Origin of the sequence: Pseudomonas hormoni (genome assembly GCF_018502625.1) — a bacterium.
Lineage (GTDB): Bacteria > Pseudomonadota > Gammaproteobacteria > Pseudomonadales > Pseudomonadaceae > Aquipseudomonas > Aquipseudomonas hormoni.
This window is the reverse complement of record NZ_CP075566.1, coordinates 247,645-273,796: the sequence shown is the minus strand read 5'-3', so window position 1 is coordinate 273,796 and position 26,152 is coordinate 247,645. Positions and strand designations below refer to the sequence as shown.

The window sequence follows — 26,152 nt, the reverse complement described above, 5'->3', positions numbered from 1 at the left end:
TGTGGGAGCTGGCTTGCCAGCGATGGCGATTCCAAGGACACAAAAAAACCCGCCGATGATCACTCATCGGCGGGTTTTTTATTGCGCGGCTAACGCTTAGATCGCGCCACGCTGGCGCAGCAGATCCAGCACTTGCTTGACGCTTTCTTCCAGCGTCAGCGACTGGGTGTCGACCACGAGGTCGGCGTCCAGCGGCACGTCGTACGGGAAGGAATCACCCGGGATGTTATCCCCGGCCGCCGCGTACAAGCCTTGCGGATCACGCTCGGCACAGACCGTCGGCGAGGCCTGGACGTAGACCGTCAGCAGACGCTCCTTGCCGATCAGGTCCCTGGCCTGCTCACGACCTTCGGCACTCGGTGCAACGAAGGCTGCCAGCGTCAGCAGACCGGCTTCGTTGAACTGACGCGCAACGTGCGCCGCACGACGCCAGTTCTCGGTACGCCCGGCGCGATCCTGGGGCAGACCTTTGTTCAGGTCGTGACGCAGGTTCTGACCGTCGAGCACAAACACCGCACGGCCCATGTCGAACAGCTTGCGTTCAACCGCGTAGGCCAGCGTGCTTTTGCCCGCGCCCGACAATCCGCTGAACAACACGGTGGCCGGCTGCTGGCCGAAACGCTGGGCGCGTTCTTCGGTGGCCACGTGGGCCAGTTTGCCGTGGTGCGTGCTGCTGCCATGCGCCAACGGCTGAGCGATGATCATGCCGGCGGCGACGGTGCCGTTGGTCAGACGATCGATGACGATGAACGAACCGGTGGTGCGGTTGCTCGCGTAACCGTCCAGAGCGATGGCCGCGTCGAGGCTGATCTTGACCCGACCGATCTCGTTCAACTGCAACGAACTCGCCGCGCCTTCTTCCAGGGTGTTCACGTCAACGCGGTTGACGATGCTGGTGATCGAACCCGGCACGTAACTCGTGGCGCGCTTGATGTCGTATTTCTTGCCCGGCAGCATCGGTTCTTCGGCCATCCACACCAGCATGGCGTCGAAGGCGTCGGTCACTTGCGGCAGGTTGTCGGCGTGCACCAGCAAGTCGCCGCGAGAGATGTCGATTTCGTCTTCCATGGTCAGCGTCACCGCTTGACCAGGACCGGCGTGTTCCAGTTCACCTTCGAAAGTGACGATGGATTTGACGCGGCTGCTCTTGCCCGACGGCAGCACAACGACTTCATCGCCCTTGTGCACGATGCCGCTGGCCAGGGTGCCGGCGAAACCACGGAAGTTCAGGTTCGGACGGTTGACGTACTGCACCGGGAAACGCAGGTCGGTGTAGTTACGGTCGCTGGCGATCTCGACGGTCTCGAGAATTTCCATCAGCGACTGGCCGGTGTACCACGGCGAGCGCTCGGACTTGTTCACCACGTTGTCGCCCTTCAGCGCCGACATCGGCACGAAGGCCATGGTGGTCGGCTTGAATGCGATGCCTTCGGCGAATTTCAGGTAGTCGGCCTTGATCGACTCGAACACGCTTTCGTCGAAGCCGTTGAGGTCCATCTTGTTGATGGCGACCACGATGTGCTTGATGCCGAGCAACGAGGCAATGAAGCTGTGGCGACGGGTCTGGGTCTGCACGCCGTAACGGGCGTCGACCAGGATGATCGCCAGGTCACAGGTGGATGCACCGGTGGCCATGTTGCGGGTGTACTGCTCATGGCCAGGGGTGTCGGCGATGATGAATTTGCGCTTGGCGGTGGAGAAATAGCGGTAAGCGACATCAATGGTGATGCCCTGCTCACGCTCGGCCTGCAGGCCGTCGACCAGCAATGCCAGGTCGATGTCTTCGCCGGTGGTGCCGACTTTTTTCGAGTCGCGGGTAATGGCTTCCAGGTGATCTTCGTAGATCATCTTGGAGTCGTGCAGCAGGCGCCCGATCAGGGTGCTCTTGCCGTCGTCGACGTTGCCACAGGTCAGAAAGCGCAGCATTTCCTTGCGTTCGTGCTGGCCCAGGTAGGCGAGGATGTCCTCGCTGATCAAATCAGATGCGTGCGACATGACAACCCCTTAGAAATAACCCTGACGTTTCTTTTCTTCCATCGAGCCTGCGCCATCGTGGTCGATGACCCGGCCCTGGCGTTCGGAAGTTCGCGTCAGGAGCATTTCCTGAATGATGTCGGTCAGGCTGGTGGCCTCGGACTCGACCGCACCGGTCAACGGGTAGTCACCCAGTGTGCGGAAACGGACTTTTTTCTTGACGATGCGTGCCTTGTCTTCGTCGCTCAGGTGATTGAGCAGGCGTTCGTCGTCGATCATGATCCAGGTGCCATTCATCTCGATGACGTCGCGCTCGGCGGCGAAATACAGTGGAACGATCGGGATGCCTTCGAGGTAGATATACTGCCAGATGTCCAGCTCGGTCCAGTTCGACAACGGGAAAACGCGGATCGACTCACCCTTGTTGACGTTGCCGTTGTAGACGTTCCACAGCTCTGGACGCTGGTTTTTCGGGTCCCAGCGGTGCTTGGTGTCGCGGAAGGAATACACGCGCTCTTTGGCACGGGACTTCTCTTCGTCGCGGCGAGCGCCACCGAACGCGGCGTCGAAGCCGTGCTTGTCGAGGGCCTGTTTAAGGCCTTCGGTTTTCATGATATCGGTGTGCTTGGCGCTGCCGTGGGTCAGCGGGTTGATGCCCTGCGCGACGCCATCGGGGTTCACGTGCACGATCAGGTCAAGGCCGAGCTCTTCGACCATGCGGTCGCGGAACGCGTACATTTCCTTGAACTTCCACCGGGTGTCGACGTGCATCACCGGGAACGGAAGCTTGCCCGGGAAGAATGCCTTGCGCGCAAGGTGCAGCATCACGGCGGAGTCTTTACCGACGGAGTACAGCATCACCGGGTTATCGAACTCGGCGGCGACCTCGCGGATGATGTGGATGCTTTCGGCCTCCAGCTGTTTCAGATGCGTCAGTTTGTCGACCATGGCTACTCACGAAAACGATCTTATGGACGGCCAGCGGGCCGTGTTCGAGCGGGGAATCCTAGCACAGCGACCTCTTCTAATCAGGCCGCGGGCTAGATCGAAAGGGTATATGAATATACCCCCTCGTTTGGGCTACACGGACCATGTAGGAGCGAGGCTTGCCCGCGAAAACGATAACGCGGTGCATCAGGTACACCGCGTTATCGTTCTTCGCGGGCAAGCCTCGCTCCTACAAGAATGTGTGAAAACTAGATCGGGTTGGGGCAATCGATGAAGATGTGCTCCAGCGCAAACCGTCGCGCCAGGTAATCGCCCAACGCCTGCACACCATAGCGCTCGGTGGCGTGGTGGCCGGCGGCGATGAAGCTGATGTCGTTTTCCCGGGCGCTGTGGAAGGTCTGTTCGGACGCTTCTCCGCTGAGGTACAGATCGACACCCGCCAACACAGCCTGATCGATGTAACCCTGGCCGCCACCGGTGCACCAGCCGACCCGACGGATCATCTCGCTGCCTTCGATCAGCAACGGCTCGCGGCCCATGACTTCCTGCACGCGGCGCGCGAAATCACGCGGTGTCACCGGTTCACTCAGAGAGCCCACCAGACCGACAACTTTAAGGTTATCCGGATCGAGCGGGCCTTCGACGGTGATGTCCAGCTGACGCGCAAGCTGCACGTTGTTGCCGACTTCCGGGTGCAGGTCCAACGGCAAGTGATACGACAGCAGGCTGATATCGTGCTTGAGCAGGGTTTTCAACCTACGCTGCTTCATGCCGGTGATGCACGGGTTCTCGCCCTTCCAGAAATACCCGTGATGCACCAGCACCAGGTCGGCCTGGGCTTCGACCGCAGCGTCCAGCAGCGCCTGACTGGCGGTGACGCCACTGACGATGCGCATCACCTGCGGCCGACCTTCAACCTGTAACCCGTTGGGGCAATAATCGGCAATCTTTGCACTGTTCAGATAACGGTCGGCTTCTTCGACCAGGGTGCTCAGGGCGACGGCCATAAAAGACTCCTAAATATCCCGTTCAGAGGCGCGCGCGGCCTCGTATAATGCGCGACATTATGGGCGGTCTCATACCGCCTGCAACCTTCCAGGACGTGCTTAATGCTCAAAGCGCTGCGTTTTTCCGGCTGGCCGCTGTTGGCCGGCGTGCTTATCGCTTTATTGATCATCCAGCGTTACCCGCAGTGGGTCGGGCTTCCTAGCCTCGACGTCAACCTGCAGCAAGCCCCGCAAACCACCACGATGCAGCAAGGTCCGGTGTCGTATGCCGACGCGGTCACCACCGCCGCGCCGTCGGTGGTGAACCTGTACACCACCAAGGTCATCAACAAGCCGAACCATCCGCTGTTCGAAGACCCGCAGTTCCGCCGCTTCTTCGGCGACAATGCGCCCAAGCAGAAGCGCATGGAATCGAGCCTCGGCTCCGGCGTGATCATGAGCCCGGAAGGTTATCTGCTGACCAACAACCACGTGACCAGCGGCGCCGACCAGATTGTGGTCGCGTTGAAGGACGGTCGTGAAACCCTGGCTCGCGTCATCGGCAGCGACCCGGAAACCGACCTCGCGGTCCTGAAGATCGATTTGAAGAACCTGCCGTCGATCACCGTTGGCCGCTCCGACAACATCCGCATCGGCGACGTGGCCCTGGCCATCGGCAACCCGTTCGGCGTCGGCCAGACCGTGACCATGGGCATCATCAGCGCCACCGGCCGCAACCAGCTGGGCCTGAACAACTACGAAGACTTCATCCAGACCGACGCCGCGATCAACCCCGGCAACTCCGGCGGTGCACTGGTGGACGCCAACGGCAACCTGACTGGCATCAACACCGCGATCTTCTCCAAGTCCGGCGGCTCCCAGGGCATTGGTTTCGCGATTCCGGTCAAACTGGCCATGGAAGTGATGAAGTCGATCATCGAACACGGCCAGGTGATTCGCGGCTGGCTGGGTATTGAAGTGCAGCCGCTGTCCCAGGAACTGGCGGAATCCTTTGGCCTGTCGGGGCGTCCGGGCATTGTGGTCGCGGGAATTTTCCGTGACGGCCCGGCGCAGAAGGCTGGCTTGCAATTGGGTGACGTGATTCTGGCCATCGATGGCGAACCGGCCGGCGATGGCCGTCGCTCGATGAATCAGGTGGCGCGGATCAAGCCGACCGACAAAGTCACGATTCAGGTGATGCGCAACGGCAAGGAGCTGAAGCTGACCGCGGAAATCGGTTTGCGTCCGCCGCCTGCGCCGGTCAAAGAGAAAGAAGAAGAGTAAACAGCCAACACAAAACCCTGTAGGAGCGAGGCTTGCCCGCGAAGAACGATGACACGGTGCATCAGGTACACCGCGTTATCGCTCTTCGCGGGCAAGCCTTGCTCCTACAGGGTCAGTGGTAGTTTAGAGGTCGCCGAGACCGTCGATCAGCGCCTGATTCTGCTCCGGCGTGCCAATGGAAATCCGCAGGAACTGGGCAATCCGCTCCTGCTTGAAGTGCCGGACAATCACGCCCTGCTCGCGCAGCTTCGCCGCCAGCCCTGCCGCATCGTGCTGCGGATGACGCGCGAAAATGAAGTTCGCCGCCGACGGCAGCACTTCAAAACCCTTGCCCTGCAACTGCGAAATCACCCATTCGCGGTGTTCGATCACCAGACGACACGTCTTGTCGAAATACTCACGGTCCTCGAACGCAGCCGCAGCGCCGACATTCGCCATGCGATCCAGCGGGTAAGAGTTGAAGCTGTTCTTGATCCGCTCCAGCGCTTCGATCAAATCCGGATGTCCGACCGCCAGCCCCACTCGCAGGCCGGCCAGTGAACGGGACTTGGACAAGGTCTGAGTCACCAGCAAATTCGGATAACGGTCCACCAGGCTGATCGCCGTCTCGCCACCGAAGTCGATGTACGCCTCGTCCACCACGACCACCGAATCCGGGCTGGCCTTGAGGATTTGCTCAACCGCGTCCAGCGCCAGCAGGCAACCGGTCGGCGCATTCGGGTTGGGGAAAATGATCCCGCCGTTTGGTTTGGCGTAGTCCGCCGGGTCGATCTGGAACTGCTCGTCCAGCGGAACCGCGTCGAACGTGATGCCATACAACCCGCAGTAAACCGGGTAGAAGCTGTAGCTGATGTCCGGGAACAGCAGCGGTTTATCGTGCTGCAGCAAACCGTGAAAGATGTGCGCCAGGACTTCATCGGAACCGTTGCCGAGAAACACCTGATTGCTCTGCACGCCGTAGTACCTGGCGACAGCGTTCTTGAGCAAATCACTGTTCGGGTCCGGGTACAGACGCAGGTTGTCGTTCAGCTCGGTCTGCATCGCTGCCAGGGCTTTTGGCGATGGGCCGTATGGATTTTCGTTGGTGTTGAGCTTCACCAGTTTCGCCAGTTTCGGCTGCTCGCCCGGCACGTAAGGCACCAGATTCTTGACGAACGGGCTCCAGAATTTACTCATGTTCAGTTCCCCTTTTGCTCGTCAACGATACGGTATTCGGCGCTGCGGGCGTGGGCGGTCAGCGACTCGCCACGGGCCAGTACGGAAGCGGTCTTGCCCAGTTCGGACGCACCTTGCTCGGAGCAGAAGATGATCGACGAGCGTTTCTGGAAGTCGTACACACCCAACGGCGATGAGAAGCGCGCGGTGCCGGAGGTTGGCAGCACGTGGTTCGGGCCGGCGCAGTAGTCGCCCAGGGCTTCGGAGGTGTGACGGCCCATGAAGATCGCGCCCGCGTGACGGATCTGCGGCAACCAGGCTTGCGGGTCAGCGACCGACAACTCCAGGTGCTCGGGTGCAATGCGGTTGGCCACTTCGATCGCCTGTTCCATGTCGCGCACCTTGATCAGCGCACCACGACCGTTAATCGAGGTTTCGATGATCTCGGCACGCTCCATGGTCGGCAGCAATTTGGCGATGCTGGCAGCGACCTGGTCGAGGAACTCGGCGTCCGGGCTGACCAGAATCGCCTGGGCGTCTTCGTCGTGTTCAGCCTGGGAAAACAGGTCCATGGCGATCCAGTCCGGATCTGTCTTGCCGTCGCATACCACGAGGATTTCCGACGGACCGGCGATCATGTCGATGCCGACCTGGCCAAATACGTGGCGCTTGGCGGTGGCAACATAGATGTTGCCCGGACCGACCACCTTGTCGACCTTCGGCACGCTTTCGGTGCCGTAAGCCAGCGCCGCAACGGCTTGTGCGCCACCGATGGTGAAGACGCGGTCAACGCCGGCGATGCAAGCGGCGGCCAGCACCAGCTCGTTGATTTCACCACGCGGCGTCGGCACCACCATGACCACTTCGGTCACGCCCGCCACTTTGGCCGGGATCGCATTCATCAGTACGGACGACGGATACGACGCTTTGCCGCCCGGGACATAAAGACCGGCGCGGTCCAGCGGTGTGACCTTCTGGCCCAGCACGGTGCCGTCGGCTTCGGTGTAGCTCCAGGAATCCTGCTTTTGCTTTTCGTGGTAGCTGCGCACACGGGCCGCGGCTTTTTCCAGGGCTTCGCGCTGAGGCACGGTGATTCGGGTCAGGGCCAGTTCCAGGCGTTCGCGCGGCAGAATCAGGTCTGCCATCGAGGCGACGTCCAGACCGTCGAACTGCCGGGTGAAATCTACCAGCGCCGCATCGCCGCGCTCGCGTACGGCTTTGATGATGTCCAGCACCCGCTGATTGACCGAGTCGTCAGACACACTTTCCCAGCTCAGCAGATGATCCAGATGATGTGCGAAATCCGGGTCAGCAGCGTTGAGTCGGCGAATTGCAGTCAGTGCGGTCATAGCGAGAGCCTCATAGGATTGGCAAAAAACTCAGGCGCCCGAAGCTAACATTCGATCCGCTTGGGCACCTGAGAATTCTGGCTATGAGGCGGATAGACGGCGCGCCTTGCGGTCGCGCAGGTGAATCAGCCGCGGTGTCGAGACTCCACTGCCTTGCGCAGGGTGTCGATCAACGCCTGGATACGGGCGTGCTGCATTTTCATCGAAGCTTTGTTGACGATCAGCCGGGAGCTGATGTCGGCAATGAAATCCTGAGGTTCCAGGCCATTGGCGCGCAGCGTATTGCCGGTGTCGACCACGTCGATGATCTTGTCCGCCAGACCGATCAGCGGCGCCAGTTCCATCGAGCCGTAGAGCTTGATGATATCGACCTGGCGACCCTGTTCCGCGTAATAGCGCTTGGCAACGTTGACGAACTTGGTTGCCACGCGCAGACGGCCCTTGGGCTCGACGTCGCCGACACGGCCAGCGGTCATCAGCTTGCAGAGGGCAATTCGCAGGTCCAGAGGCTCGTACAGGCCCTGGCCACCGTATTCCATCAGCACATCTTTACCGGCGACGCCCAGGTCAGCGGCACCATGCTCGACGTAAGTCGGCACGTCGGTGGCGCGCACGATCAGCAGGCGCACATCGGCCTGGGTCGTGGGGATGATCAGCTTGCGGCTCTTGTCCGGATTCTCGGTCGGCACGATGCCCGCTTCAGCCAGAAGCGGCAAGGTGTCGTCAAGGATGCGGCCCTTGGACAGTGCGATGGTCAACATGGGAAACGTCAGTCCTTATCAAGGTACGTGCCCGGTCACAATTGGCGCCGGACACACATCGAGGGCGAAGACCCCCGACTTGAAACGAATTCAACGGGCACATCCTTATGCCCATGCAGCAAAAAACTAGCCCGGTACGCGACGGATCTTGGCGCCAAGCATCTGCAGTTTCTCTTCGATGCACTCGTAACCACGGTCGATGTGGTAGATGCGGTCGATCAGCGTGTCGCCTTCGGCGATCAGCGCCGAGATCACCAGGCTGGCCGAAGCACGCAGGTCGGTGGCCATGACTGGCGCGCCCTTCAGCTTCTCGGTGCCGGTGACGATGGCGGTGTTGCCTTCGACCTGGATCTTGGCGCCCATGCGGTGTAGCTCGTAGACGTGCATGAAGCGGTTTTCGAAGATCGTCTCGATCACCGCACCGGTGCCTTCGGCAATGGCGTTGAGCGAGATGAACTGCGCCTGCATGTCGGTCGGGAACGCCGGGTACGGAGCGGTCCGCACGTTGACGGCTTTTGGCCGCTTGCCGTGCATGTTCAGCTCGATCCAGTCTTCGCCGCAGGTGATTTCGGCACCCGACTCACGGAGTTTTTCCAGAACGGCTTCGAGGATGGTCGGATCCGTGTCCTTGACCTTCACGCGACCGCCGGTCACGGCGGCAGCCACCAGGTAGGTACCGGTTTCGATACGGTCAGGCATCACTTTGTAAGTGGTGGTGTGCAGACGCTCGACGCCATCGATGGTGATGGTGTCGGTGCCGGCGCCAGTGATCTTGGCACCCATGGCGATCAGGAAGTTCGCCAGGTCGACGACTTCAGGCTCGCGTGCGGCGTTGGCCAGAACGCTGCGGCCCTTGGCCAGAGCGGCTGCCATCATGATGTTTTCGGTACCGGTCACGCTGACGGTGTCGAAGAAGAAGTGCGCACCGCGCAGGCCGCCTTCAGGGGCCTTGGCCTTGATGTAGCCGCCTTCGACGTCGATGACCGCGCCCATGGCCTCAAGACCACGGATGTGCAGGTCCACCGGACGCGAACCGATGGCGCAACCGCCAGGCAGTGCGACTTCGGCTTCACCGAAACGGGCAACCATCGGGCCCAGCACCAGGATCGACGCACGCATGGTTTTCACCAGTTCGTACGGGGCGATCAGGGTCTTGATGGTGCGCGGGTCGATTTCGACGCTGAGTTTCTCGTCGATCACCGGCTCGATGCCCATGCGACCGAACAGCTCGATCATGGTGGTGATGTCATGCAGGTGCGGCAGGTTGGCAACGGTAACCGGGCCATCGCACAGCAAGGTTGCAGCCAGGATCGGCAGGGCAGAGTTCTTTGCCCCGGAAATGCGGATCTCGCCATCAAGACGAGCGCCACCGGTAATAATCAATTTATCCATAAGAATCTCGACGCCCTTGGGCTCAGGTGCGCTCGGCCCAGGCCGCGCTGCTGAAAAATTTCATAGTGACCGCATGGATGCTGCCATCGGTGATCCATGGGTTCAAATGGGCATAGACCTGCTGCTGACGCTTCACCGGGCTCAACGCCGCCAGTTCATCGCTAATCACGTTCAGCTGAAAGTTGCAGCCTTCGCCTTCAACTTCCACCTGTGTGTTCGGCAGCTTTCCTTCAAGGAAGCTCTTCACTTCTACGGCCTGCATGCTCAACCTCAATCGGCGCCCTGTGCGCGCGGGTCGGACATCATACAAAAAAGCCCCGCGCCTGCGAACCCCGCGAAGCAGGACTCTGACGGGGGGCTTCCTTATCGATGCGGTTAGGGATGCGCCAACAGCTCGGTCAATTCGCTGACCTGAGCAATTTCACGCATGTCTTCGGGCATTGCACGGATGCTCAGCGGCTTGCCGGCCTCCTGCGCATCACGCATGAAACACAGCAGCAGCGACAAGCCGACACTGCTGGACTTCAACACCGCCGAACAATCCACCACCAAGGCGGCGGCCTTGCTGGCCTTGATCAGCGCCTGCCCCTGCTTGCGCAGGCCCGGGCCGGTGCGGTAGTCCAGCATGCCGCTGAGCATCAGCTCACCGGACTCATTCATGCGAATGGCCGATACACTCATTGGGACTGCTTCTCGGTGGACTGCTTCTCGCTGGCTTCCTTGGCTTTGGCGACTTCACCGGCCCAACCATTGATGGTCTTGTCCAGGTCGTTGCCATTGCGCTGCATCGCATCAGCGAACTGATCGCGGAACAGCTTGCCGATGTTGATGCCATTGATGATCACGTTACGCAGCTTCCACTCGCCATTGATCTTTTCGAGTGTGTAGGACACCGGATAGATCGCGCCGTTGCTGCCCTTGACCGTCATGCCAACGCTGGTGCGGTCTCCCGACTCATCCTTGGCAGGGTCGACGACGATGCCCTGATTGTTGTACTCGAGCAAGGCGTTGCCATAGAACTGGAACAGGCCCTTTTTGAAGTTTTCTTCAAAGGTCTTCATCTGCGCAGGCGTGGCCTTGCGCGAGTATTTGACCGTCATGATGCTCTTGGAAATGCCCTCGGCATCCACCACAGGGCCGACGATGGTGTTCAGCGCCGTATAAAAGTCCTGCGGATCCTGCTTGTACTTCTCTTTGTTGGCTGACAGGTCCGCCAGCAACCGGGTCGTGGTGTCCTGTACCAGTTCGTGCGCGGAAGGCGCCGCCACGGCGTTAGCCATCAACGGCAGGGCCGCGAGTAATACCAACAGGCCACGTCGCAAGGTAGAGATCATTCAAAAGCTCCTCATTTGGCGTCTTTGCTAACGGTATTGAGCAGGAATTTACCGATCAGGTCCTCGAGCACCAGCGACGACTGGGTGTCGTGGATGGTTCCACCATCCTTGAGCAGGCCTTCTTCGCCGCCCACGCTGATCCCGATGTATTTCTCGCCCAACAGGCCCGCAGTCAGAATAGATGCAGTGGAGTCAGTCGGCAGGTTATCTACGCGCTTTTCCAGTTGCATCGTCACCCGACCGGTGAAACTGTCGCGGTCCAGATCGATCGCCGTGACCTTGCCGATTGTCACACCGGCCATGGTCACTTTAGCTCTGACCGTCAAACCGGCGATATTGTCGAAATAGGCATAAAGTTTATACGTATCGGTGGTTGCGCTCGGGGACAGGCCACTCACCCGCAACGCCAGCAACAGCAAAGCCAGGATGCCAGCCAGCAAGAAAAGGCCGACACCGATTTCCAGGGTGCGGTTTTGCATCAGAAATCTCCAAACATCAAGGCGGTCAGAATAAAGTCCAGGCCGAGTACAGCCAACGAGGCATACACAACGGTCTTGGTAGTGGCACGACTGATCCCCTCGGATGTGGGCTCGCAGTCATAGCCTTGGAATACGGCGATCCAGGTCACGACAAAGGCGAAGACGATACTTTTGATGATGCCGTTGAGCACATCGTCAGTGAACGTCACGCTGTTCTGCATGTTGGACCAGTAGGAACCTTCATACACACCCAGCCAGTCGACAGCCACCCACGAACCGCCCCAGATACCCACCACGCTGAAAATCATCGCCAGCACCGGCAGGGAAATGAAGCCGGCCCACAGGCGCGGGGCAATGATGTACTTGAGCGGGTCGACACCAATCATTTCCAGACTGGACAGCTGCTCGGTGGATTTCATGTTGCCGATTTCAGCCGTCAGGGCCGAACCGGCGCGTCCGGCGAACAGCAGTGCCGTGACCACTGGACCCAATTCGCGCAGCAAGGTCAGGGCAACCATCTGCCCGACCGCCTGCTCCGAACCGTAGCTGGAGAGGATGTTGAACCCCTGCAGCGCCAGCACCATGCCGATGAACACCCCGGAGACCACAATGATCACCAGGGACATCACGCCCACCGAATGCAGTTGCTTGATCAGCAGGCCAAAACCGCCGCCGATGCCGCCACGGCCAAGCAAGGCATGAAACAGGAAAATCGTCGAACGGCCGAACACCGCCAGCACGTCGATGCCGGCGTGGCCGAACCGGCGCACGCGTTCTATGAGTGAAATCTTGCGCATCAACGCTTCCCCAGAAGATCTGCGCGGTAATCCGTCGCTGGAAAGTGGTATGCGACCGGGCCGTCGGGTTCGCCGGTCATGAATTGGCGAATCCGTGGCTCTTGCGAGTTCATCAGTTCCTCGGGCGTGCCCTGCCCCAACACCTGGCCTTCGCCGACCACATAGATGTAGTCAGCGATGCTCGCGGTCTCCGCCAGGTCGTGGGAGACCACGATGCTGGTGATGCCCAGGGCATCGTTGAGCAGGCGGATCAAACGCACCAAAACGCCCATGGCGATCGGGTCCTGACCGACGAAAGGCTCGTCATACATGAGAATCTGCGGGTCGAGGGCAATCGCCCGGGCCAGCGCGACACGGCGCTTCATGCCGCCGGACAGCTCGTCAGGCATCAGGTCGATGGCGCCACGCAGGCCCACGGCCTGTAATTTGAGCAGGACAATGTCCCGGATCATTTCTTCCGGAAGCTCGGTATGAACGCGCAGGGGAAAGGCAACGTTCTCGAACACATCGAGATCGGTAAACAGCGCGCCGCTCTGAAACAGCACTCCCATATGCTTGCGTGCATCGAAAAGATCGCTGCGCGACAGTTTCGGCAGGTTCTGACCGTTGACCCAGACTTCGCCCTTGGTCGGGCGCAATTGGGCGCCCATCAAACGCAACAGTGTGGTCTTGCCACACCCGGAAGGCCCCATGATGCCGGTGACCTTGCCGCGCGGAATACGGATATCGACGTTATTGAAAATGCTGCGCGTACCGCGCTTGAAGGTCAGTCCCTTCAGCTCGACCGCGTAGGCGTTATCGGCACTCATCTAAACTCCTTGCGATGCAGCCTCTCACTCGGACGCCTGACTTTCTGACGAAAGCACATACCTCCCGGGCAGGCCGAACTGGCGGCGAACTATATCACTGCAAAGGCCAAGCGCCCAAGGGCCAAGCCTGGCCATGTTCAGCAACATGGCGGGCAAAAAGCTTCATTTAGAGGGATTCGGTAACAGGGAATGTCAAAGCGCGACGAACTTGCGTGAGGGTTTCGATCATTACCGCTATAATCGCCGCCTTTTCATCAGGCTATACGATTTCTGACATGAGCCAATCCAGCGACCTGATTCAATCAGCACAACGCACCATCCGCCTCGAACTGGAAGCCGTACAAGGCTTGCTGCCCCATATCGACGCAGATTTCGTACGCGCTTGCGAGATGATTCTGGCCAGCAAAGGCCGCGTGGTCGTGGTCGGCATGGGCAAATCGGGGCATATCGGCAACAAGATTGCCGCCACCCTGGCCAGCACCGGCACCACGGCTTTCTTTGTGCACCCTGCCGAAGCCAGCCACGGCGACATGGGCATGATTACCCGCGACGACATCATCCTGGCCCTGTCGAACTCCGGCTCCACCAATGAAATTGTCACCCTACTGCCGTTGATCAAACGCCTGGGCATCAAATTGATCAGCGTGACCGGCAACCCCGACTCTCCGCTGGCCAAGGCTGCCGAGGTCAATCTCAATGTGCATGTCGAACACGAAGCCTGCCCGCTGAACCTGGCACCGACATCGTCGACCACCGCCGCCCTGGTCATGGGCGATGCCCTGGCCGTTGCGTTGCTCGAAGCCCGCGGCTTCACCGCTGAAGACTTCGCCTTCTCCCATCCCGGTGGCGCGCTGGGCCGACGCCTGCTGTTGAAAGTGGAAAACGTCATGCACGCCGGGCAGGAACTACCGCAAGTGCAGCGCGGAACACTGCTGAAGGACGCGCTGATGGAAATGACCCGCAAGGGCCTGGGCATGACCGTTATTCTGGAAGCCGACGGCAAACTCGCCGGGATCTTCACCGACGGCGATTTGCGCCGTACCCTGGATCGCAGCATCGACATTCACAGCGCCACGATCGACCAGGTCATGACCGCCCACGGCAAGACTGCCCGCGCCGAGATGCTCGCCGCCGAGGCCCTGAAAATCATGGAAGACCATAAAATCAACGCGCTGGTCGTGGTCGACAGCGAAGACCGTCCGGTCGGCGCCTTGAACATGCACGACTTGCTGCGTGCAGGAGTAATGTAATGAGCACGGACCTGCTGCAACGCGGCAAACAGATCAAACTGGCGGTATTCGACGTCGACGGCGTCCTGACCGACGGGCGCCTGTACTTCCTTGAAGACGGCAGCGAATTCAAGACTTTCAACACGCTCGACGGCCAGGGCATCAAGATGTTGATGGCAGCCGGCGTACAGACCGCTATCATCAGCGGCCGCAAGACCCCGGTGGTCGAGCGACGGGCGAAGAACCTCGGCATTCCCCACCTGTATCAGGGCCGCGAAGATAAACTGGTGGTGCTGGACGAACTTCTCGCCCAACTCAATCTAAGCTATGAGCAAGTCGCCTACCTCGGTGACGACCTGCCAGACCTGCCGGTGATTCGCCGCGTTGGCCTGGGCATGGCGGTGGCCAATGCCGCCAGCTTCGTGCGTGAACACGCCCATGGCATCACCCAGGCCCGTGGTGGCGAGGGTGCCGCCCGCGAATTCTGCGAATTGATCCTGCGCGCCCAGGGCCGCCTCGATGCGGCCAACGCTGCGTACCTGTGAGCCAACTATGCTGAGCAAGAAATTTCGCAACATCCTGATGTTCAGTTGCATCGCAGCGATTTTTGCGGCGGTCGGCTACTGGAACATCAGCCCGGAACGCTTCCTCGACCAGCCGGTGGCAAAGGTCGATGAAAGCGCGATCGACTATTACGCACTCAACGCCCACAGCGTGCAGTACCTGCCAGACGGCAAGCTGCAGTACGAAATGACGTCCGACAAGGTTGAACACCTGAAGGCGACCGAAGTGACGCTGCTGACCAACCCGGACCTGAACCTGTTCCGCGGCACCCAATTCCCCTGGCACGTCCAGAGCGAACACGGCGAAGTCAATTCGGATGGCACCCAGGTCGAGCTGATCGACTCGGTGCGCATCACGCGTTTCGACGAGAAAAACCGCAAGACCCTGATTACCACCACCCGCATGACAGTGTTCCCGCAACAGCAATATGCGCAGACCGATCAACCCGTTAGAATCGACGGCGCTGGTGGTGTCTCGACTGGCAAGGGAATGAAAGCGTATTTGAAAGAAAGCAGGATACACCTGCTATCGAACGTAAGAGGACAGTATGAGGCTCGTTAAAACTCTCCCTATTTTGCTCGGTCTGGGCGCAGCACTGGGAAGCGTGAGCGCCTGGGCTCTGCCGAACGATCAACAGCAGCCTATCCGCATCCAGGCCGACGATGCCCAGCTGGACGACAAGAATGGTATTGCCACCTACAAAGGTGACGTGATCATTACCCAGGGTTCGATGATCGTTAAAGGCAATACTGTGACCATCACTCGAACTGCTGCGGGCGACATTGACGTGGTGACTTCGGTGGGCAACCTGGCCTACTTCGAGCAGCTGCAGACCGCTGGCGACACCAAGCCGGTTCAGGGCTACGGAGTCACCATCCAATACCACGCCTCGCAAGACCGCGTCGTGCTGATCGATCGCGCCAAAGTCATCGACAAGGACGGCAACGTTACCCAAGGCGAGAAAATCGTCTACGACACCAACAAAAAGCTCGCCAGCGCCGGCCGTGCCACAGGCACCAACGTGACCGAGTCGCGTCCGCGCATCGACATGGTGATCCAGCCGAAAAAGAAAACCGAAGAGCAAAAGGCCCCGTAATGGCAACTCTGAAAGCTCAGCATCTGGCCAAGAGCTACAAGAGCCGTCAGGTCGTGCGCGACGTCAGCCTGTCCATCGACAGCGGTCAGATCGTCGGCCTGCTTGGTCCTAACGGCGCCGGCAAGACCACCTGCTTCTACATGATCGTCGGCCTGGTTCAGGCCGATCAGGGTCGCGTCCTGATCGACGATCTGGACGTCAGCCACCAGCCGATGCACGGTCGTGCGAAGGCCGGTATCGGCTATCTTCCGCAAGAAGCGTCGATCTTCCGCAAACTCTCGGTCGCCGACAACATCATGGCGATCCTCGAGACCCGCAAGGAACTCGACAAGGCCGATCGTCGCAAAGAGCTGGAAAGCCTGCTGCAGGAATTCCACATCAGCCACATCCGCGACAACCTCGGCATGAGCCTGTCCGGTGGCGAACGCCGCCGTGTGGAAATCGCCCGGGCACTGGCAACCAACCCGAAATTCATCCTCCTCGACGAACCCTTCGCCGGTGTAGACCCGATTTCGGTGGGCGATATCAAGCAGATTATCTACCACCTCAAGGCCAAGGGCATTGGCGTGCTGATCACCGATCACAACGTCCGTGAAACCCTGGATATCTGCGAAACCGCCTACATCGTCAACGATGGCCAGCTGATCGCCGAAGGTGACTCTGCCACGATCCTGGCCAATGACCTCGTGAAAGAAGTTTATCTGGGCCATGAGTTCCGCCTGTAAGCGCTGAGGTGTCTGGCTGGTTGTCCGAGCGTTTGTCTCGATAAAAAATCAATACTTTTTTATTGTTACAGCGCTCTAGGCAAACGCTGCAGTTTCGGGCATATAATTTGCTTATGTTTGGCGCTTCGGCGCCCTGTAGTGGATGGCGCATGTGCGCCGGCGAATAAGGTGTTTAGCCCCTGCCATGAAACCATCGCTAGTCTTGAGAATGGGCCAGCAGCTGACGATGACACCGCAGCTGCAACAGGCCATCCGCCTGCTCCAATTGTCGACCCTGGACCTGCAACAGGAAATCCAGGAGGCCCTGGAGTCCAATCCGATGCTCGAACGCCAGGAAGAAGGCGACGACTTCGATAACGCCGACCCCTTGGCCGACAAAGCCGAACAGCAACCCAACGCCGACGTCTCAGAACCCTCCTACCAGGAAACCGCCCCGACGGTGGACAACCTCGATGAGGGCGACTGGAACGAGCGCATTCCCAACGAACTGCCCGTCGACACTGCATGGGAAGACGTCTACCAGACCAGCGCCAGCAGCCTGCCGAGCAACGATGACGACGAGTGGGATTTCACCACCCGCACATCGGCCGGTGAAAGTCTGCAAAGCCATCTGTTATGGCAACTGAACCTGGCGCCAATGTCCGACACCGATCGCCTGATCGCCGTGACCCTGATCGATTGCATCAACAATCAGGGCTACCTGGACGAAACTCTCGAGGAAATCCTCGAAGCCTTCGATCCGGAACTCGACATCGAACTGGACGAGATCGAAGCCGTCCTGCATCGCATCCAGCAATTCGAACCGGCGGGCATCGGCGCCCGCAACCTCGGCGAATGCCTGCTGCTGCAATTGCGCCAGCTGCCCGCCAAGACACCCTGGCTGGCCGAGGCCAAGCGCCTGGTCACCGACTACATCGACTTGCTCGGCAGCCGCGACTACAGCCAGCTGATGCGCCGCATGAAGCTCAAGGAAGATGAACTGCGCCAGGTCATCGAACTGGTACAGAGCCTCAACCCACGCCCTGGCTCGCAGATCGAGTCCAGTGAAGCCGAATACGTCGTTCCCGACGTGATCGTGCGCAAGGACAACGAGCGCTGGCTGGTAGAACTGAATCAGGAATCGGTACCGCGGCTGCGGGTCAACGCCCAATACGCCGGTTTCGTGCGCCGCGCCGACACCAGCGCCGACAACACCTTCATGCGCAATCAGTTGCAAGAGGCTCGCTGGTTCATCAAGAGCCTGCAAAGCCGTAACGAAACCCTGATGAAAGTTGCCACCCAGATCGTCGAGCATCAACGCGGTTTTCTGGAATACGGCGACGAAGCGATGAAACCGTTGGTGCTGCATGACATCGCCGAAGCGGTGGGCATGCACGAATCAACGATTTCCCGGGTGACCACGCAAAAATTCATGCATACCCCTCGGGGCATATATGAGCTGAAATACTTTTTCTCCAGCCATGTCAGCACCTCCGAAGGCGGCGAATGCTCGTCCACGGCGATCCGCGCGATCATCAAAAAACTGGTTGCTGCGGAAAATCAGAAAAAGCCGTTGAGTGACAGCAAGATCGCTGGTTTACTGGAGGCACAAGGCATTCAGGTGGCTCGCCGCACCGTCGCCAAGTACCGCGAATCCCTCGGGATCGCGCCTTCGAGCGAACGCAAGCGGTTGATGTAGAGCCACGCCACAGCGTTCCAGTGGTAGATCATCTGATCTACCGCTTTATGCACTGGCAACGAAGGAGAAGCTGTATGCAAGTCAACATCAGTGGACACCAACTGGAAGTGACCGAACCTCTTCGCACCTACATCGGCGAAAAACTCGAACGATTAGAGCGGCATTTCGACAAGATCACCAACGTGCAAGTCACGATGACGGTCGAGAAGCTGAAGCAGAAAATCGAAGCCACGCTGCATATTCCCGGCAATGAAGTGGTCGCAAACGCGGAACATACCGACATGTACGCGGCGATCGACGCGCTGACCGACAAGCTGGATAAACAACTCAAAAAGCATAAGGAAAAGACCCAAAGCCTCCTCCAGGGCGCGACCGGTCGTTAACACTCCCAACCCATGATCCGACTTGAAAGCATCCTGACCCCCGGCCGTTCCCTCGTGAACGTGCCGGGCGGCAGCAAAAAGAAAGCCCTCGAGCAAATTGCCAATCTGATCGCCCGCGAAGTGCCGGCTCTGGAGATGCAAGATGTCTTCGAGGCTTTGATTGCCCGTGAAAAACTTGGCTCGACCGGTTTTGGTAACGGCATCGCTATCCCCCACTGTCGGCTGAAAGGTTGCACCTCGCCCATCAGTGCCTTGATGCACCTGGACGCTCCCATCGATTTTGACGCCATCGACGGCGCCCCGGTTGACCTGCTGTTCGTTCTGCTGGTCCCGGAAGCGGCTACCGATGCGCACCTTGAATTGCTCCGCCAGATCGCAAGCATGCTTGATCGCAAGGAAGTCCGTGATCGCCTGCGTAGCGCCGCGAGCAATGAAGCCTTGTATCAGGTTGTCCTGGACGAGCAAAACGGGCACTAATCATGCGCTTGATCATCGTCAGTGGCCGTTCCGGCTCAGGTAAAAGTACCGCACTCGATGTTCTCGAGGACAACGGCTATTACTGCATCGACAACCTGCCCGCCGGGTTGCTGCCGGAACTGGCCGAACGTGCGTTGATTCATACTGAGCTCGCGCAGCCGCTGGTTGCCGTCTCCATCGACGCACGCAACTTGCCGAGTCACCTGACCCGTTTTCCGGAACTGCTCGCAGAAGTCCGCAGCCGGCATATCCAGTGCGATGTCCTGTATCTGGATGCCGACGAAGAAACCTTGCTCAAGCGCTTTTCGGAAACCCGCCGTCGTCACCCGCTAAGCAGCGCCAATCGCTCGCTGGCCGAGGCGATCAACGATGAAACCAGCCTGCTCGGGCCAATTGCCGACCTCGCCGATCTCAAGGTCAACACCACGAACCTGAACCTGTATCAGCTGCGCGATACCATCAAGTTGCGCCTGCTGAACCAGCCCGAACCCGGCACTGCGTTCCTGGTGGAGTCTTTTGGATTCAAGCGCGGCATGCCAGTGGACGCCGATCTGGTGTTCGACGTGCGCTGCCTGCCGAACCCCTATTGGAAGCCGGAGCTACGCGATCAGTCCGGGCTTGATCTACCGGTTGCCGAGTACCTGGCGGCCCAGCCGGACGTCGAGGAGATGTTCCAGGACATCTCCACGTACCTGCTCAAATGGCTGCCCCGCTTTGCCGCCAGCAACCGTGCTTATGTCACCATTGCCATTGGCTGCACAGGCGGGCATCACCGCTCCGTCTACCTGACCGAACGTCTGGGTCAGGCCCTGCAAAAATCCCTGAAGAACGTCCAGGTCCGCCACCGCGACCTCAGCTAAAGGATTCACATCGCGATGCCTGCTCTGGAAATCGAAATCATCAACAAGCTGGGCCTGCATGCCCGCGCTTCTGCCAAATTCGTCGGCGTGGCCGGTCAGTTCCCTTGCCAGATCAGAGCCGGGCGCACGCCGCAGTCCATGGTCGACGGCAAAAGCATCATGGCCATGATGATGCTGGCTGCCGGCAAAGGCACCAAAATCCATCTGAGTACGGAAGGTGAGCAGGAACAGGAAGCGATGGATGCGCTGGTGGCGTTGATCAACAACTTCTTCGACGAAGGCGAATAACCTCATCCCGGCGAGCGGGCGCCTGTGGCGAGGGAGCTTGCTCCCGCTGGGCTGCGAAGCGGCCCTGAAACCTGCCATCGCAACATTTCAGATATACCGCATCCGCTGATTTCACGACTGCTGCGCAGCCGGGCGGGAGCAAGCTCCCTCGCCCACAAGAGCGTCTGTGCAACAGTCCCTTCAAGCCAACGCGGTATCCATCACCATCATCAAACAAAACCCGATCAGTAGCCCAAGGCTAGCCAGCTTGTCGTGACCATGGCGGCGCGACTCGGGAATGACTTCATGCGTCACCACCAACAACATGGCCCCGGCCGCCAGTGCCAGGCCTAGCGGCAAGAGCAACTCGGCCAGGCTCACCAGCCAGGCGCACAACAGCGCAAAGACCGGTTCGACCAACCCTGACGCCGCACCGATCAGGAACGCCTTGACCCGCGACATCCCTGCCCCGGCCAACACCAACGCAATCACCAGTCCTTCCGGCACATCCTGCAAGGCAATGCCCATGGCCAGACTGTCGGCGTCGGGCATGCCGCCGCCCGCCGAGACACCGACCGCCATGCCTTCTGGAATGTTGTGGGCGATGATGGCAAACACGAACAACCAGATCCGTGGCGGAATGACCGGCCGTTCCAGCGTACCGACGAGCATTTCCGGCGATGCGCCAGACACCTTTCGATCCACCAGAAACAGCCCGAACGCCCCCATCATGATGCCGAAACTGATCAGCCCGCTGGCCGCCCAAGGCGTCAGCCCCAGACTTTCAGCCGCAGCAATACCCGGAACGATCAGCGAAAATGCCGTCGCCGCGAGCATCACCCCGGCGCCGAAGCCGAGCAGCGTATCGTTGACCGCCTGCGGCATGCGCCGAATCACCAGCACCGGCACCGCGCCCAAGGCCGTACCCAGCGCACAGATCGCACCGCCCTATAAGGCGCGTAGCAGTTTTGGTTCAAGATCCAGCCACGCCAGGCCCTGGGCGACCAACAAGCTCATACCCGCCAGCAGTAACAGCGACCCCAATGCGTAACGAAACATCCGCCCACTTCCGATCGCCAGTGTTTCAGTGCCCATAGTCAGCCCAGGATTGTTTTTATAGAAGACTTAAACCAGTGCAGCCTGATAGCGCGCAGCGACTTCAGGCCAATTGATCACGTTGTAAAACGCGTTGATGTATTCCGGGCGACGGTTTTGATATTGCAGGTAATAGGCGTGCTCCCAGACATCCAGGCCGAGGATGGGCGTGTTGCCGCTCATCAACGGACTGTCCTGGTTACCGCTGCTTTCCACGACCAGGGTCTTTTGCGGGGTCACACTCAGCCAGGCCCAGCCGCTGCCGAAACGGGTCAGCGCGGCTTTAGTGAACGCTTCCTTGAAACGGTCGAGACCGCCCAGTTGGTCGTCGATCGCCTTGGCCAGCTCGCCGTCCGGCTGACCGCCGCCGTTGGGCACCATGACTTCCCAGAACAGCGAATGGTTGGCATGACCACCGCCCTGATTGATTATCGCCGCGCGGAGTTTTTCCGGCAGTTGCTGAACCGCAGCCACCAGTTTTTCCACTGGCCACTCGGCAAACTCGGTGCCTTCGACGGCAGCGTTCAGGTTGTTGATGTAGGTCTGGTGATGCTTGGTGTAGTGGATTTCCATGGTCTGCGCATCGATGTGCGGTTCCAGGGCATCGTAGGCGTACGGCAAGGCAGGCAAGCTAAAAGCCATTTCAATGGACTCCATGATGTAGAGGCGCAGCGGGCGACGCGGCATCGGTGTGCAGCAAACGATGAGTACGCGGGTATTCGCCGTGCTCGCTGATGAAATTCAGCAGTTCGACGTAGGTTTTGCTGCTCTGACGCAGTGCTGCTTCGCGTAACGCCGGCGCCAGTCGCGGGTCCTGCATCGTCTTCAATAGCCGCTGGTGGATGGCGCACAGGTATTCGGCGCTCTCCTCCGGCTGGTTCAGACGCAAATGCAGGTCCGCCAGGTTGTGATGGGAAATGACGCAGGCCGCCACCGCTTCGTCGGCATCCGCCCAGCGCTCGAACAACACCTGGGCCAGGGCCAGTGCCTGCAGGTAAGCCTCGCGGGCATCCACCAGTTCGCCCAGCATGAAACAGCGGTTTGCCCTTTCGATCGTGCGTTTCCAGTGCTCCATGGTGAGCCTCCAAAGCGGTTGCGGTAATTACACGCCGCCTGCGGTGAGCTTTTCCGGATTGAGCAACTCTTCCAGTTGGCTACGCGTCAGGTCCGTGTGTTCCAGAGCGACATCGATTACCGGCCGGCCTTGCTGATAAGCCTTCTTGGCGATTTCAGCGGCTTTTTGGTAACCAATGATCGGGTTGAGTGCAGTGACCAGAATCGGGTTGCGCGACAGCGCTTCCTTGAGCCGGGCTTCGTTGACCTTGAAGCTCGCGATGGCCTTTTCACCCAGCAGGTGGCTGGCGTTGGCCAGCAACTCCATGCTGCTCAGCAGGTTCTGGGCGATGATCGGCAGCATCACGTTCAGCTCGAAGTTGCCCGACTGGCCAGCGATGGTGATGACGGTGTCATTGCCGATCACTTGAGCGGCGACCATGGCGGTGGCTTCCGGGATCACCGGATTGACCTTGCCGGGCATGATCGATGAGCCCGGCTGCAAGGCTTCGAGTTCGATTTCACCAAGGCCGGCCAGCGGGCCGGAGTTCATCCAGCGCAGGTCGTTGGCGATTTTCATCAGCGAAACAGCGGTGGTTTTCAGTTGCCCGGAGACCGCAACGGCGGTGTCCTGGGAGCCGATCAGTGCGAACAAATCAGTGCCCGGCGTGAATTGCACCTGCGTCAGCTTTGTCAGTTGCTGGCTGAAAAGCCCGGCGAACTCGGGATGCGCATTAACGCCGGTGCCCACCGCCGTGCCGCCCTGAGCCAGGGATTGCAGACTCGGCAGCAGATCCTGTAGATGGCCGATGTTGGCCTTCAGTTGTTGCGCCCAACCGTTGAGCACCTGGCTCATGCGCACCGGCATCGCATCCATCAAATGAGTGCGGCCGGTTTTGACGTGGTGATGAACCTCTTCAGCCTTGTGCTCGATCACCTGCACCAGACGCACCAGCGCCGGCAGCAGTTGCTCATGCAACGCCAGCGCAGCGCTGACGTGGATGGTGGTCGGGATGATGTCGTTGCTGCTCTGGCCGCAATTGACGTGATCGTTGGGGTTCACCGACTCGCCGAGCAGACGGCTGGCGAGGGTCGCGATCACTTCGTTGGCGTTCATGTTGGAACTGGTGCCGGAACCGGTCTGGAAAATATCCACCGGGAAGTGCTGCATGAAATCGCCCTGCAGCAAGCCCAGTGCCGCGTCGACGATGGCTTTGCCCTGGGATTCGCTGATCTGCTTGAGTTCGACGTTGGCTCGGGCGGCGGCGGCTTTGGCCAGAATCAGCGCACGGATGAACTGCACGGGCATCGGTTTGCCGCTGATCGGGAAGTTATTCACTGCACGCTGGGTCTGTGCGCCATAGAGCGCGTCCACCGGGACCTGAAGCTCGCCCATGCTGTCGCGCTCAATACGAGTCTTGTTCATCAGAAAATCCTTGCACCAGTTCAGTAAGAGGAATCGAAGGCTGCAACTCGCAGGTCGCCAATTGCCAGGTGTAGCTTTGCCAGCGCTTGAGGCGGCACTTGCAAAGGGAGAGGCGTTCGAGTTCGCGCAGCGGGCGCCACGCCTGGTCCAGGCAAAAGGTCCGCCAGTGCCAGGGCAGCGCGACATCGGCGGCGGTGTCGAGCAGCAAACGGAAAGAAGTTTCGGCGATGGTCCAGGGTGAGTTCGCCGTGCAGCACGCCAGATACCGGCCTTCGGCCAGGTAATGTTCGATAAGGCGAGGTTCGTCGGGATCCATCGCGCAACGGATCTGGCGACTCATCCAGCGCCAGTTTTCGAGGTAGGGCTGCTCGTGCAAGGCAGAACTCATGATCCGGGCTCATTCGGTAATGAGATTTATTATTAGATGATAATGAGAACCAAAACAACCCCGCCGGAGATACGCAGTGTCCCTTGTGGGAGCGAGACCGGCTTGCCGGCGATAGCGGTATAACCTTCAACATCTTTGGTGACTGACACACCGCTATCGCCGGCAAGCCGGTCTCGCTCCCACAGGGGGACGGTGCATGGCGCATAAAAAAGGCGCGCCCCCCAATGGGTGGCGCGCCTTTTGTGTAACGGCGGGATTTAGCTACCCGCCACCGTCATCCGCTCGATCAACACCGAACCCGTGCGAATGTTGCTGCGCAGTTCCAGGTCATTACCCACCGCAACGATTTGCTTGAACATGTCGCGCATGTTGCCGGCGATAGTGACTTCCTGGACCGCGAACTGGATCTCGCCGTTCTCGACCCAATAGCCCGCCGCACCGCGAGAGTAATCGCCGGTGACCATGTTCAGGCCCTGGCCCATCAATTCGGTCACCAGCAAGCCACGACCCATGCGACGCAGCAGCGCTGCCTGATCTTCGTCGCCGTGGGTAACGAACAAGTTGTGCACGCCGCCGGCGTTGGCGGTGCTCGGCATGCCGAGTTTGCGACCGGAATAGGTGCCGAGGATATAGGACACCAACTCACCCTTTTCGACGAACGGTTTAGCGTACGTCGCGAGGCCATCGCCGTCGAACGCCGAACTGCCCATGGCGCGCATCAGGTGCGGACGCTCATCGATGGTCAACCATTCCGGGAACAACTTCTGCCCAAGGGTGCCTTCCAGGAACGACGATTTGCGATACAGGCTGCCGCCGGAAATCGCCGAGAGGAAACTGCCGAACAAACCACCGGCCAGTTCCGCGGAGAACAATACCGGCACTTCACAGGTCGGCACCGGACGCGCGCCCAGACGGCTCGCTGCACGTTGCGCGGCACGCTGGCCGATGCTCACCGGGTCAGTCAGCAAATTGCCCTGCCGGTTCACGTCGTACCAGTAATCGCGCTGCATCTGGCCATCGGCCTCGGCGATCATCACGCAGCTCAGGCTGTGACGAGTCGACGCGTAACCGCCGATAAAACCGTGGCTGTTGCCGTAAACGCGGCAGCCCTGGTGAGTGCTGAGGGTGGTGCCGTCGGCATTCTTGATCCGGCTGTCGGTGGCAAATGCGGCCGCCTCGCAGCTCAGGGCCATCTCGATGGCTTGCTCCGGTGTGATGTCCCATTGGTGGAACAGGTCGAAATCCTGCAGGTCCTTGGCCATCAGCGCTGCATCCGCCAGGCCGGAGGCTTCGTCTTCGGAGGTGTGTTTGGCGATGGCCAGCGCTGCAGCGACGGTTTCACGAATCGCGTCCGGGCCACTGGCCGAGGTGCTGGCCGAGCCCTTGCGCTGGCCAACATACAAGGTGATGCCAAAGCCCTGATCGCGGTTGAATTCGACGGTTTCGACTTCGCGCTGACGTACCGAGGTCGACAGGCCCTGCTCCAGGGATACCGCCACTTCACAGGCACTGGCGCCCTGGCGCTTGGCTTCAGCGATGATCTGCTCGACTTGTTCTTGCAGTGCCGGCAACGCTTGTGGGCCGACGCTTTCAACTGCACTCATGCTGTTCTCCACTCAAATTCTGCTTTCGGTAAAGGCCTT

Annotated in this window: 29 protein-coding genes and 1 pseudogene; 11 read left to right on the top strand and 19 right to left on the bottom strand. The window is 59.8% G+C overall.

Annotated elements, in window-relative coordinates:
* Window positions 1-96: 96 nt before the first annotated feature.
* From cysN to KJF94_RS01190, 3 genes are all read right to left on the bottom strand, one after another.
* Window positions 97-1,995: a sulfate adenylyltransferase subunit CysN gene (gene cysN, locus KJF94_RS01200; RefSeq protein WP_214380696.1), complete on the bottom strand. Its 1,899-nt coding sequence runs from the start codon at window positions 1,993-1,995 to the stop codon at window positions 97-99.
* 9 nt (window positions 1,996-2,004) lie between these two features.
* Window positions 2,005-2,922 (bottom strand): sulfate adenylyltransferase subunit CysD, encoded by a 918-nt coding sequence (gene cysD, locus KJF94_RS01195; protein WP_028621848.1) that lies wholly within the window; start codon window positions 2,920-2,922, stop codon window positions 2,005-2,007.
* Window positions 2,923-3,170: 248 nt separating this feature from the next.
* Window positions 3,171-3,929 (bottom strand): Nif3-like dinuclear metal center hexameric protein, encoded by a 759-nt coding sequence (locus KJF94_RS01190; protein WP_214380695.1) that lies wholly within the window; start codon window positions 3,927-3,929, stop codon window positions 3,171-3,173.
* 102 nt (window positions 3,930-4,031) lie between these two features.
* Here KJF94_RS01190 and algW point away from each other — a divergent pair, with 102 nt between their 5' ends.
* The gene (gene algW / locus KJF94_RS01185; protein ID WP_214380694.1) at window positions 4,032-5,192 is read left to right on the top strand and encodes a Do family serine endopeptidase AlgW; all 1,161 of its coding nucleotides are present in this window, start codon (window positions 4,032-4,034) and stop codon (window positions 5,190-5,192) included.
* Between the two features lie 123 nt (window positions 5,193-5,315).
* On the opposite strand, the gene hisC is transcribed toward algW, so the two are convergent.
* From hisC to KJF94_RS01135, 10 genes are all read right to left on the bottom strand, one after another.
* Complete coding sequence (gene hisC, locus KJF94_RS01180) at window positions 5,316-6,368, bottom strand: histidinol-phosphate transaminase (RefSeq protein WP_214380693.1); 1,053 nt, start codon at window positions 6,366-6,368, stop codon at window positions 5,316-5,318.
* A 2-nt stretch (window positions 6,369-6,370) separates the two neighbouring features.
* Window positions 6,371-7,696 carry a histidinol dehydrogenase gene (hisD, locus tag KJF94_RS01175; protein WP_214380692.1) on the bottom strand — a complete coding sequence of 442 codons (1,326 nt, stop codon included), beginning with the start codon at window positions 7,694-7,696 and terminating at the stop codon, window positions 6,371-6,373.
* A 125-nt stretch (window positions 7,697-7,821) separates the two neighbouring features.
* The gene (hisG, locus tag KJF94_RS01170) at window positions 7,822-8,457 is read right to left on the bottom strand and encodes an ATP phosphoribosyltransferase (RefSeq protein WP_007901570.1); all 636 of its coding nucleotides are present in this window, start codon (window positions 8,455-8,457) and stop codon (window positions 7,822-7,824) included.
* Between the two features lie 126 nt (window positions 8,458-8,583).
* A complete protein-coding gene (gene murA / locus KJF94_RS01165; protein WP_017336551.1) occupies window positions 8,584-9,849 on the bottom strand; it encodes a UDP-N-acetylglucosamine 1-carboxyvinyltransferase in 1,266 nt (421 codons plus the stop codon).
* A 22-nt stretch (window positions 9,850-9,871) separates the two neighbouring features.
* Window positions 9,872-10,111, bottom strand: a complete 240-nt coding sequence (locus KJF94_RS01160) for a BolA family protein (protein ID WP_150710210.1) — start codon at window positions 10,109-10,111, stop codon at window positions 9,872-9,874.
* A gap of 113 nt (window positions 10,112-10,224) precedes the next feature.
* Window positions 10,225-10,530: an STAS domain-containing protein gene (locus tag KJF94_RS01155; protein WP_214380691.1), complete on the bottom strand. Its 306-nt coding sequence runs from the start codon at window positions 10,528-10,530 to the stop codon at window positions 10,225-10,227.
* Window positions 10,527-11,183, bottom strand: a complete 657-nt coding sequence (locus KJF94_RS01150) for an MlaC/ttg2D family ABC transporter substrate-binding protein (protein ID WP_214380690.1) — start codon at window positions 11,181-11,183, stop codon at window positions 10,527-10,529. The genes KJF94_RS01155 and KJF94_RS01150 overlap by 4 nt, the downstream gene beginning before the upstream one ends.
* Window positions 11,184-11,194: 11 nt before the next feature.
* A complete protein-coding gene (gene mlaD / locus KJF94_RS01145; RefSeq protein WP_010463308.1) occupies window positions 11,195-11,662 on the bottom strand; it encodes an outer membrane lipid asymmetry maintenance protein MlaD in 468 nt (155 codons plus the stop codon).
* Entirely contained in the window at window positions 11,662-12,459 is a 798-nt protein-coding gene (mlaE, locus tag KJF94_RS01140) for a lipid asymmetry maintenance ABC transporter permease subunit MlaE (protein ID WP_084318116.1), read from the bottom strand. The genes mlaD and mlaE overlap by 1 nt, the downstream gene beginning before the upstream one ends.
* Window positions 12,459-13,268: an ATP-binding cassette domain-containing protein gene (locus KJF94_RS01135; protein WP_214380689.1), complete on the bottom strand. Its 810-nt coding sequence runs from the start codon at window positions 13,266-13,268 to the stop codon at window positions 12,459-12,461. The genes mlaE and KJF94_RS01135 overlap by 1 nt, the downstream gene beginning before the upstream one ends.
* A 275-nt stretch (window positions 13,269-13,543) precedes the next feature.
* On the opposite strand from KJF94_RS01135, the gene KJF94_RS01130 reads away from it, so the two are divergent.
* From KJF94_RS01130 to KJF94_RS01085, 10 genes are all read left to right on the top strand, one after another.
* Window positions 13,544-14,518: a KpsF/GutQ family sugar-phosphate isomerase gene (locus tag KJF94_RS01130; RefSeq protein WP_150633259.1), complete on the top strand. Its 975-nt coding sequence runs from the start codon at window positions 13,544-13,546 to the stop codon at window positions 14,516-14,518.
* Complete coding sequence (locus KJF94_RS01125; protein WP_008037377.1) at window positions 14,518-15,042, top strand: KdsC family phosphatase; 525 nt, start codon at window positions 14,518-14,520, stop codon at window positions 15,040-15,042. Before KJF94_RS01130 ends, KJF94_RS01125 begins: the two co-directional genes overlap by 1 nt.
* Window positions 15,043-15,049: 7 nt before the next feature.
* A complete protein-coding gene (gene lptC / locus KJF94_RS01120) occupies window positions 15,050-15,622 on the top strand; it encodes an LPS export ABC transporter periplasmic protein LptC (RefSeq protein WP_214380688.1) in 573 nt (190 codons plus the stop codon).
* Entirely contained in the window at window positions 15,609-16,157 is a 549-nt protein-coding gene (gene lptA / locus KJF94_RS01115; protein WP_214380687.1) for a lipopolysaccharide transport periplasmic protein LptA, read from the top strand. Before lptC ends, lptA begins: the two co-directional genes overlap by 14 nt.
* Window positions 16,157-16,882, top strand: coding sequence for an LPS export ABC transporter ATP-binding protein (gene lptB / locus KJF94_RS01110; RefSeq protein WP_017336541.1), 726 nt, complete (start codon window positions 16,157-16,159; stop codon window positions 16,880-16,882). The genes lptA and lptB overlap by 1 nt, the downstream gene beginning before the upstream one ends.
* 184 nt (window positions 16,883-17,066) lie before the next feature.
* The gene (locus KJF94_RS01105; protein ID WP_017336540.1) at window positions 17,067-18,560 is read left to right on the top strand and encodes an RNA polymerase factor sigma-54; all 1,494 of its coding nucleotides are present in this window, start codon (window positions 17,067-17,069) and stop codon (window positions 18,558-18,560) included.
* A 74-nt stretch (window positions 18,561-18,634) separates the two neighbouring features.
* Window positions 18,635-18,943, top strand: coding sequence for a ribosome hibernation-promoting factor, HPF/YfiA family (hpf, locus tag KJF94_RS01100; RefSeq protein WP_007941242.1), 309 nt, complete (start codon window positions 18,635-18,637; stop codon window positions 18,941-18,943).
* Window positions 18,944-18,955: 12 nt separating this feature from the next.
* Window positions 18,956-19,420, top strand: a complete 465-nt coding sequence (gene ptsN, locus KJF94_RS01095) for a PTS IIA-like nitrogen regulatory protein PtsN (protein WP_214380686.1) — start codon at window positions 18,956-18,958, stop codon at window positions 19,418-19,420.
* A 2-nt stretch (window positions 19,421-19,422) separates the two neighbouring features.
* The gene (gene rapZ / locus KJF94_RS01090) at window positions 19,423-20,280 is read left to right on the top strand and encodes an RNase adapter RapZ (protein ID WP_214380685.1); all 858 of its coding nucleotides are present in this window, start codon (window positions 19,423-19,425) and stop codon (window positions 20,278-20,280) included.
* 15 nt (window positions 20,281-20,295) lie between these two features.
* Window positions 20,296-20,568 carry an HPr family phosphocarrier protein gene (locus KJF94_RS01085; RefSeq protein WP_019691890.1) on the top strand — a complete coding sequence of 91 codons (273 nt, stop codon included), beginning with the start codon at window positions 20,296-20,298 and terminating at the stop codon, window positions 20,566-20,568.
* A gap of 180 nt (window positions 20,569-20,748) precedes the next feature.
* On the opposite strand, the pseudogene KJF94_RS01080 reads toward KJF94_RS01085, so the two are convergent.
* The 6 genes and pseudogenes from KJF94_RS01080 to pmbA form a co-directional block, all read right to left on the bottom strand.
* A pseudogene (locus KJF94_RS01080) lies at window positions 20,749-21,642 on the bottom strand (ZIP family metal transporter).
* Window positions 21,643-21,672: 30 nt separating this feature from the next.
* Window positions 21,673-22,284, bottom strand: a complete 612-nt coding sequence (locus KJF94_RS01075; RefSeq protein WP_214380684.1) for a superoxide dismutase — start codon at window positions 22,282-22,284, stop codon at window positions 21,673-21,675.
* 1 nt (window position 22,285) lies between these two features.
* A complete protein-coding gene (locus tag KJF94_RS01070) occupies window positions 22,286-22,717 on the bottom strand; it encodes a DUF2753 family protein (protein WP_214380683.1) in 432 nt (143 codons plus the stop codon).
* A gap of 27 nt (window positions 22,718-22,744) precedes the next feature.
* Window positions 22,745-24,121, bottom strand: a complete 1,377-nt coding sequence (locus tag KJF94_RS01065; RefSeq protein ID WP_214380682.1) for a class II fumarate hydratase — start codon at window positions 24,119-24,121, stop codon at window positions 22,745-22,747.
* A complete protein-coding gene (locus KJF94_RS01060; protein WP_214380681.1) occupies window positions 24,102-24,509 on the bottom strand; it encodes a FagA protein in 408 nt (135 codons plus the stop codon). The genes KJF94_RS01065 and KJF94_RS01060 overlap by 20 nt, the downstream gene beginning before the upstream one ends.
* Window positions 24,510-24,766: 257 nt before the next feature.
* On the bottom strand, window positions 24,767-26,113 hold the full coding sequence (gene pmbA, locus KJF94_RS01055) for a metalloprotease PmbA (protein WP_214380680.1): 1,347 nt from the start codon (window positions 26,111-26,113) through the stop codon (window positions 24,767-24,769).
* Window positions 26,114-26,152 lie beyond the last annotated feature (39 nt).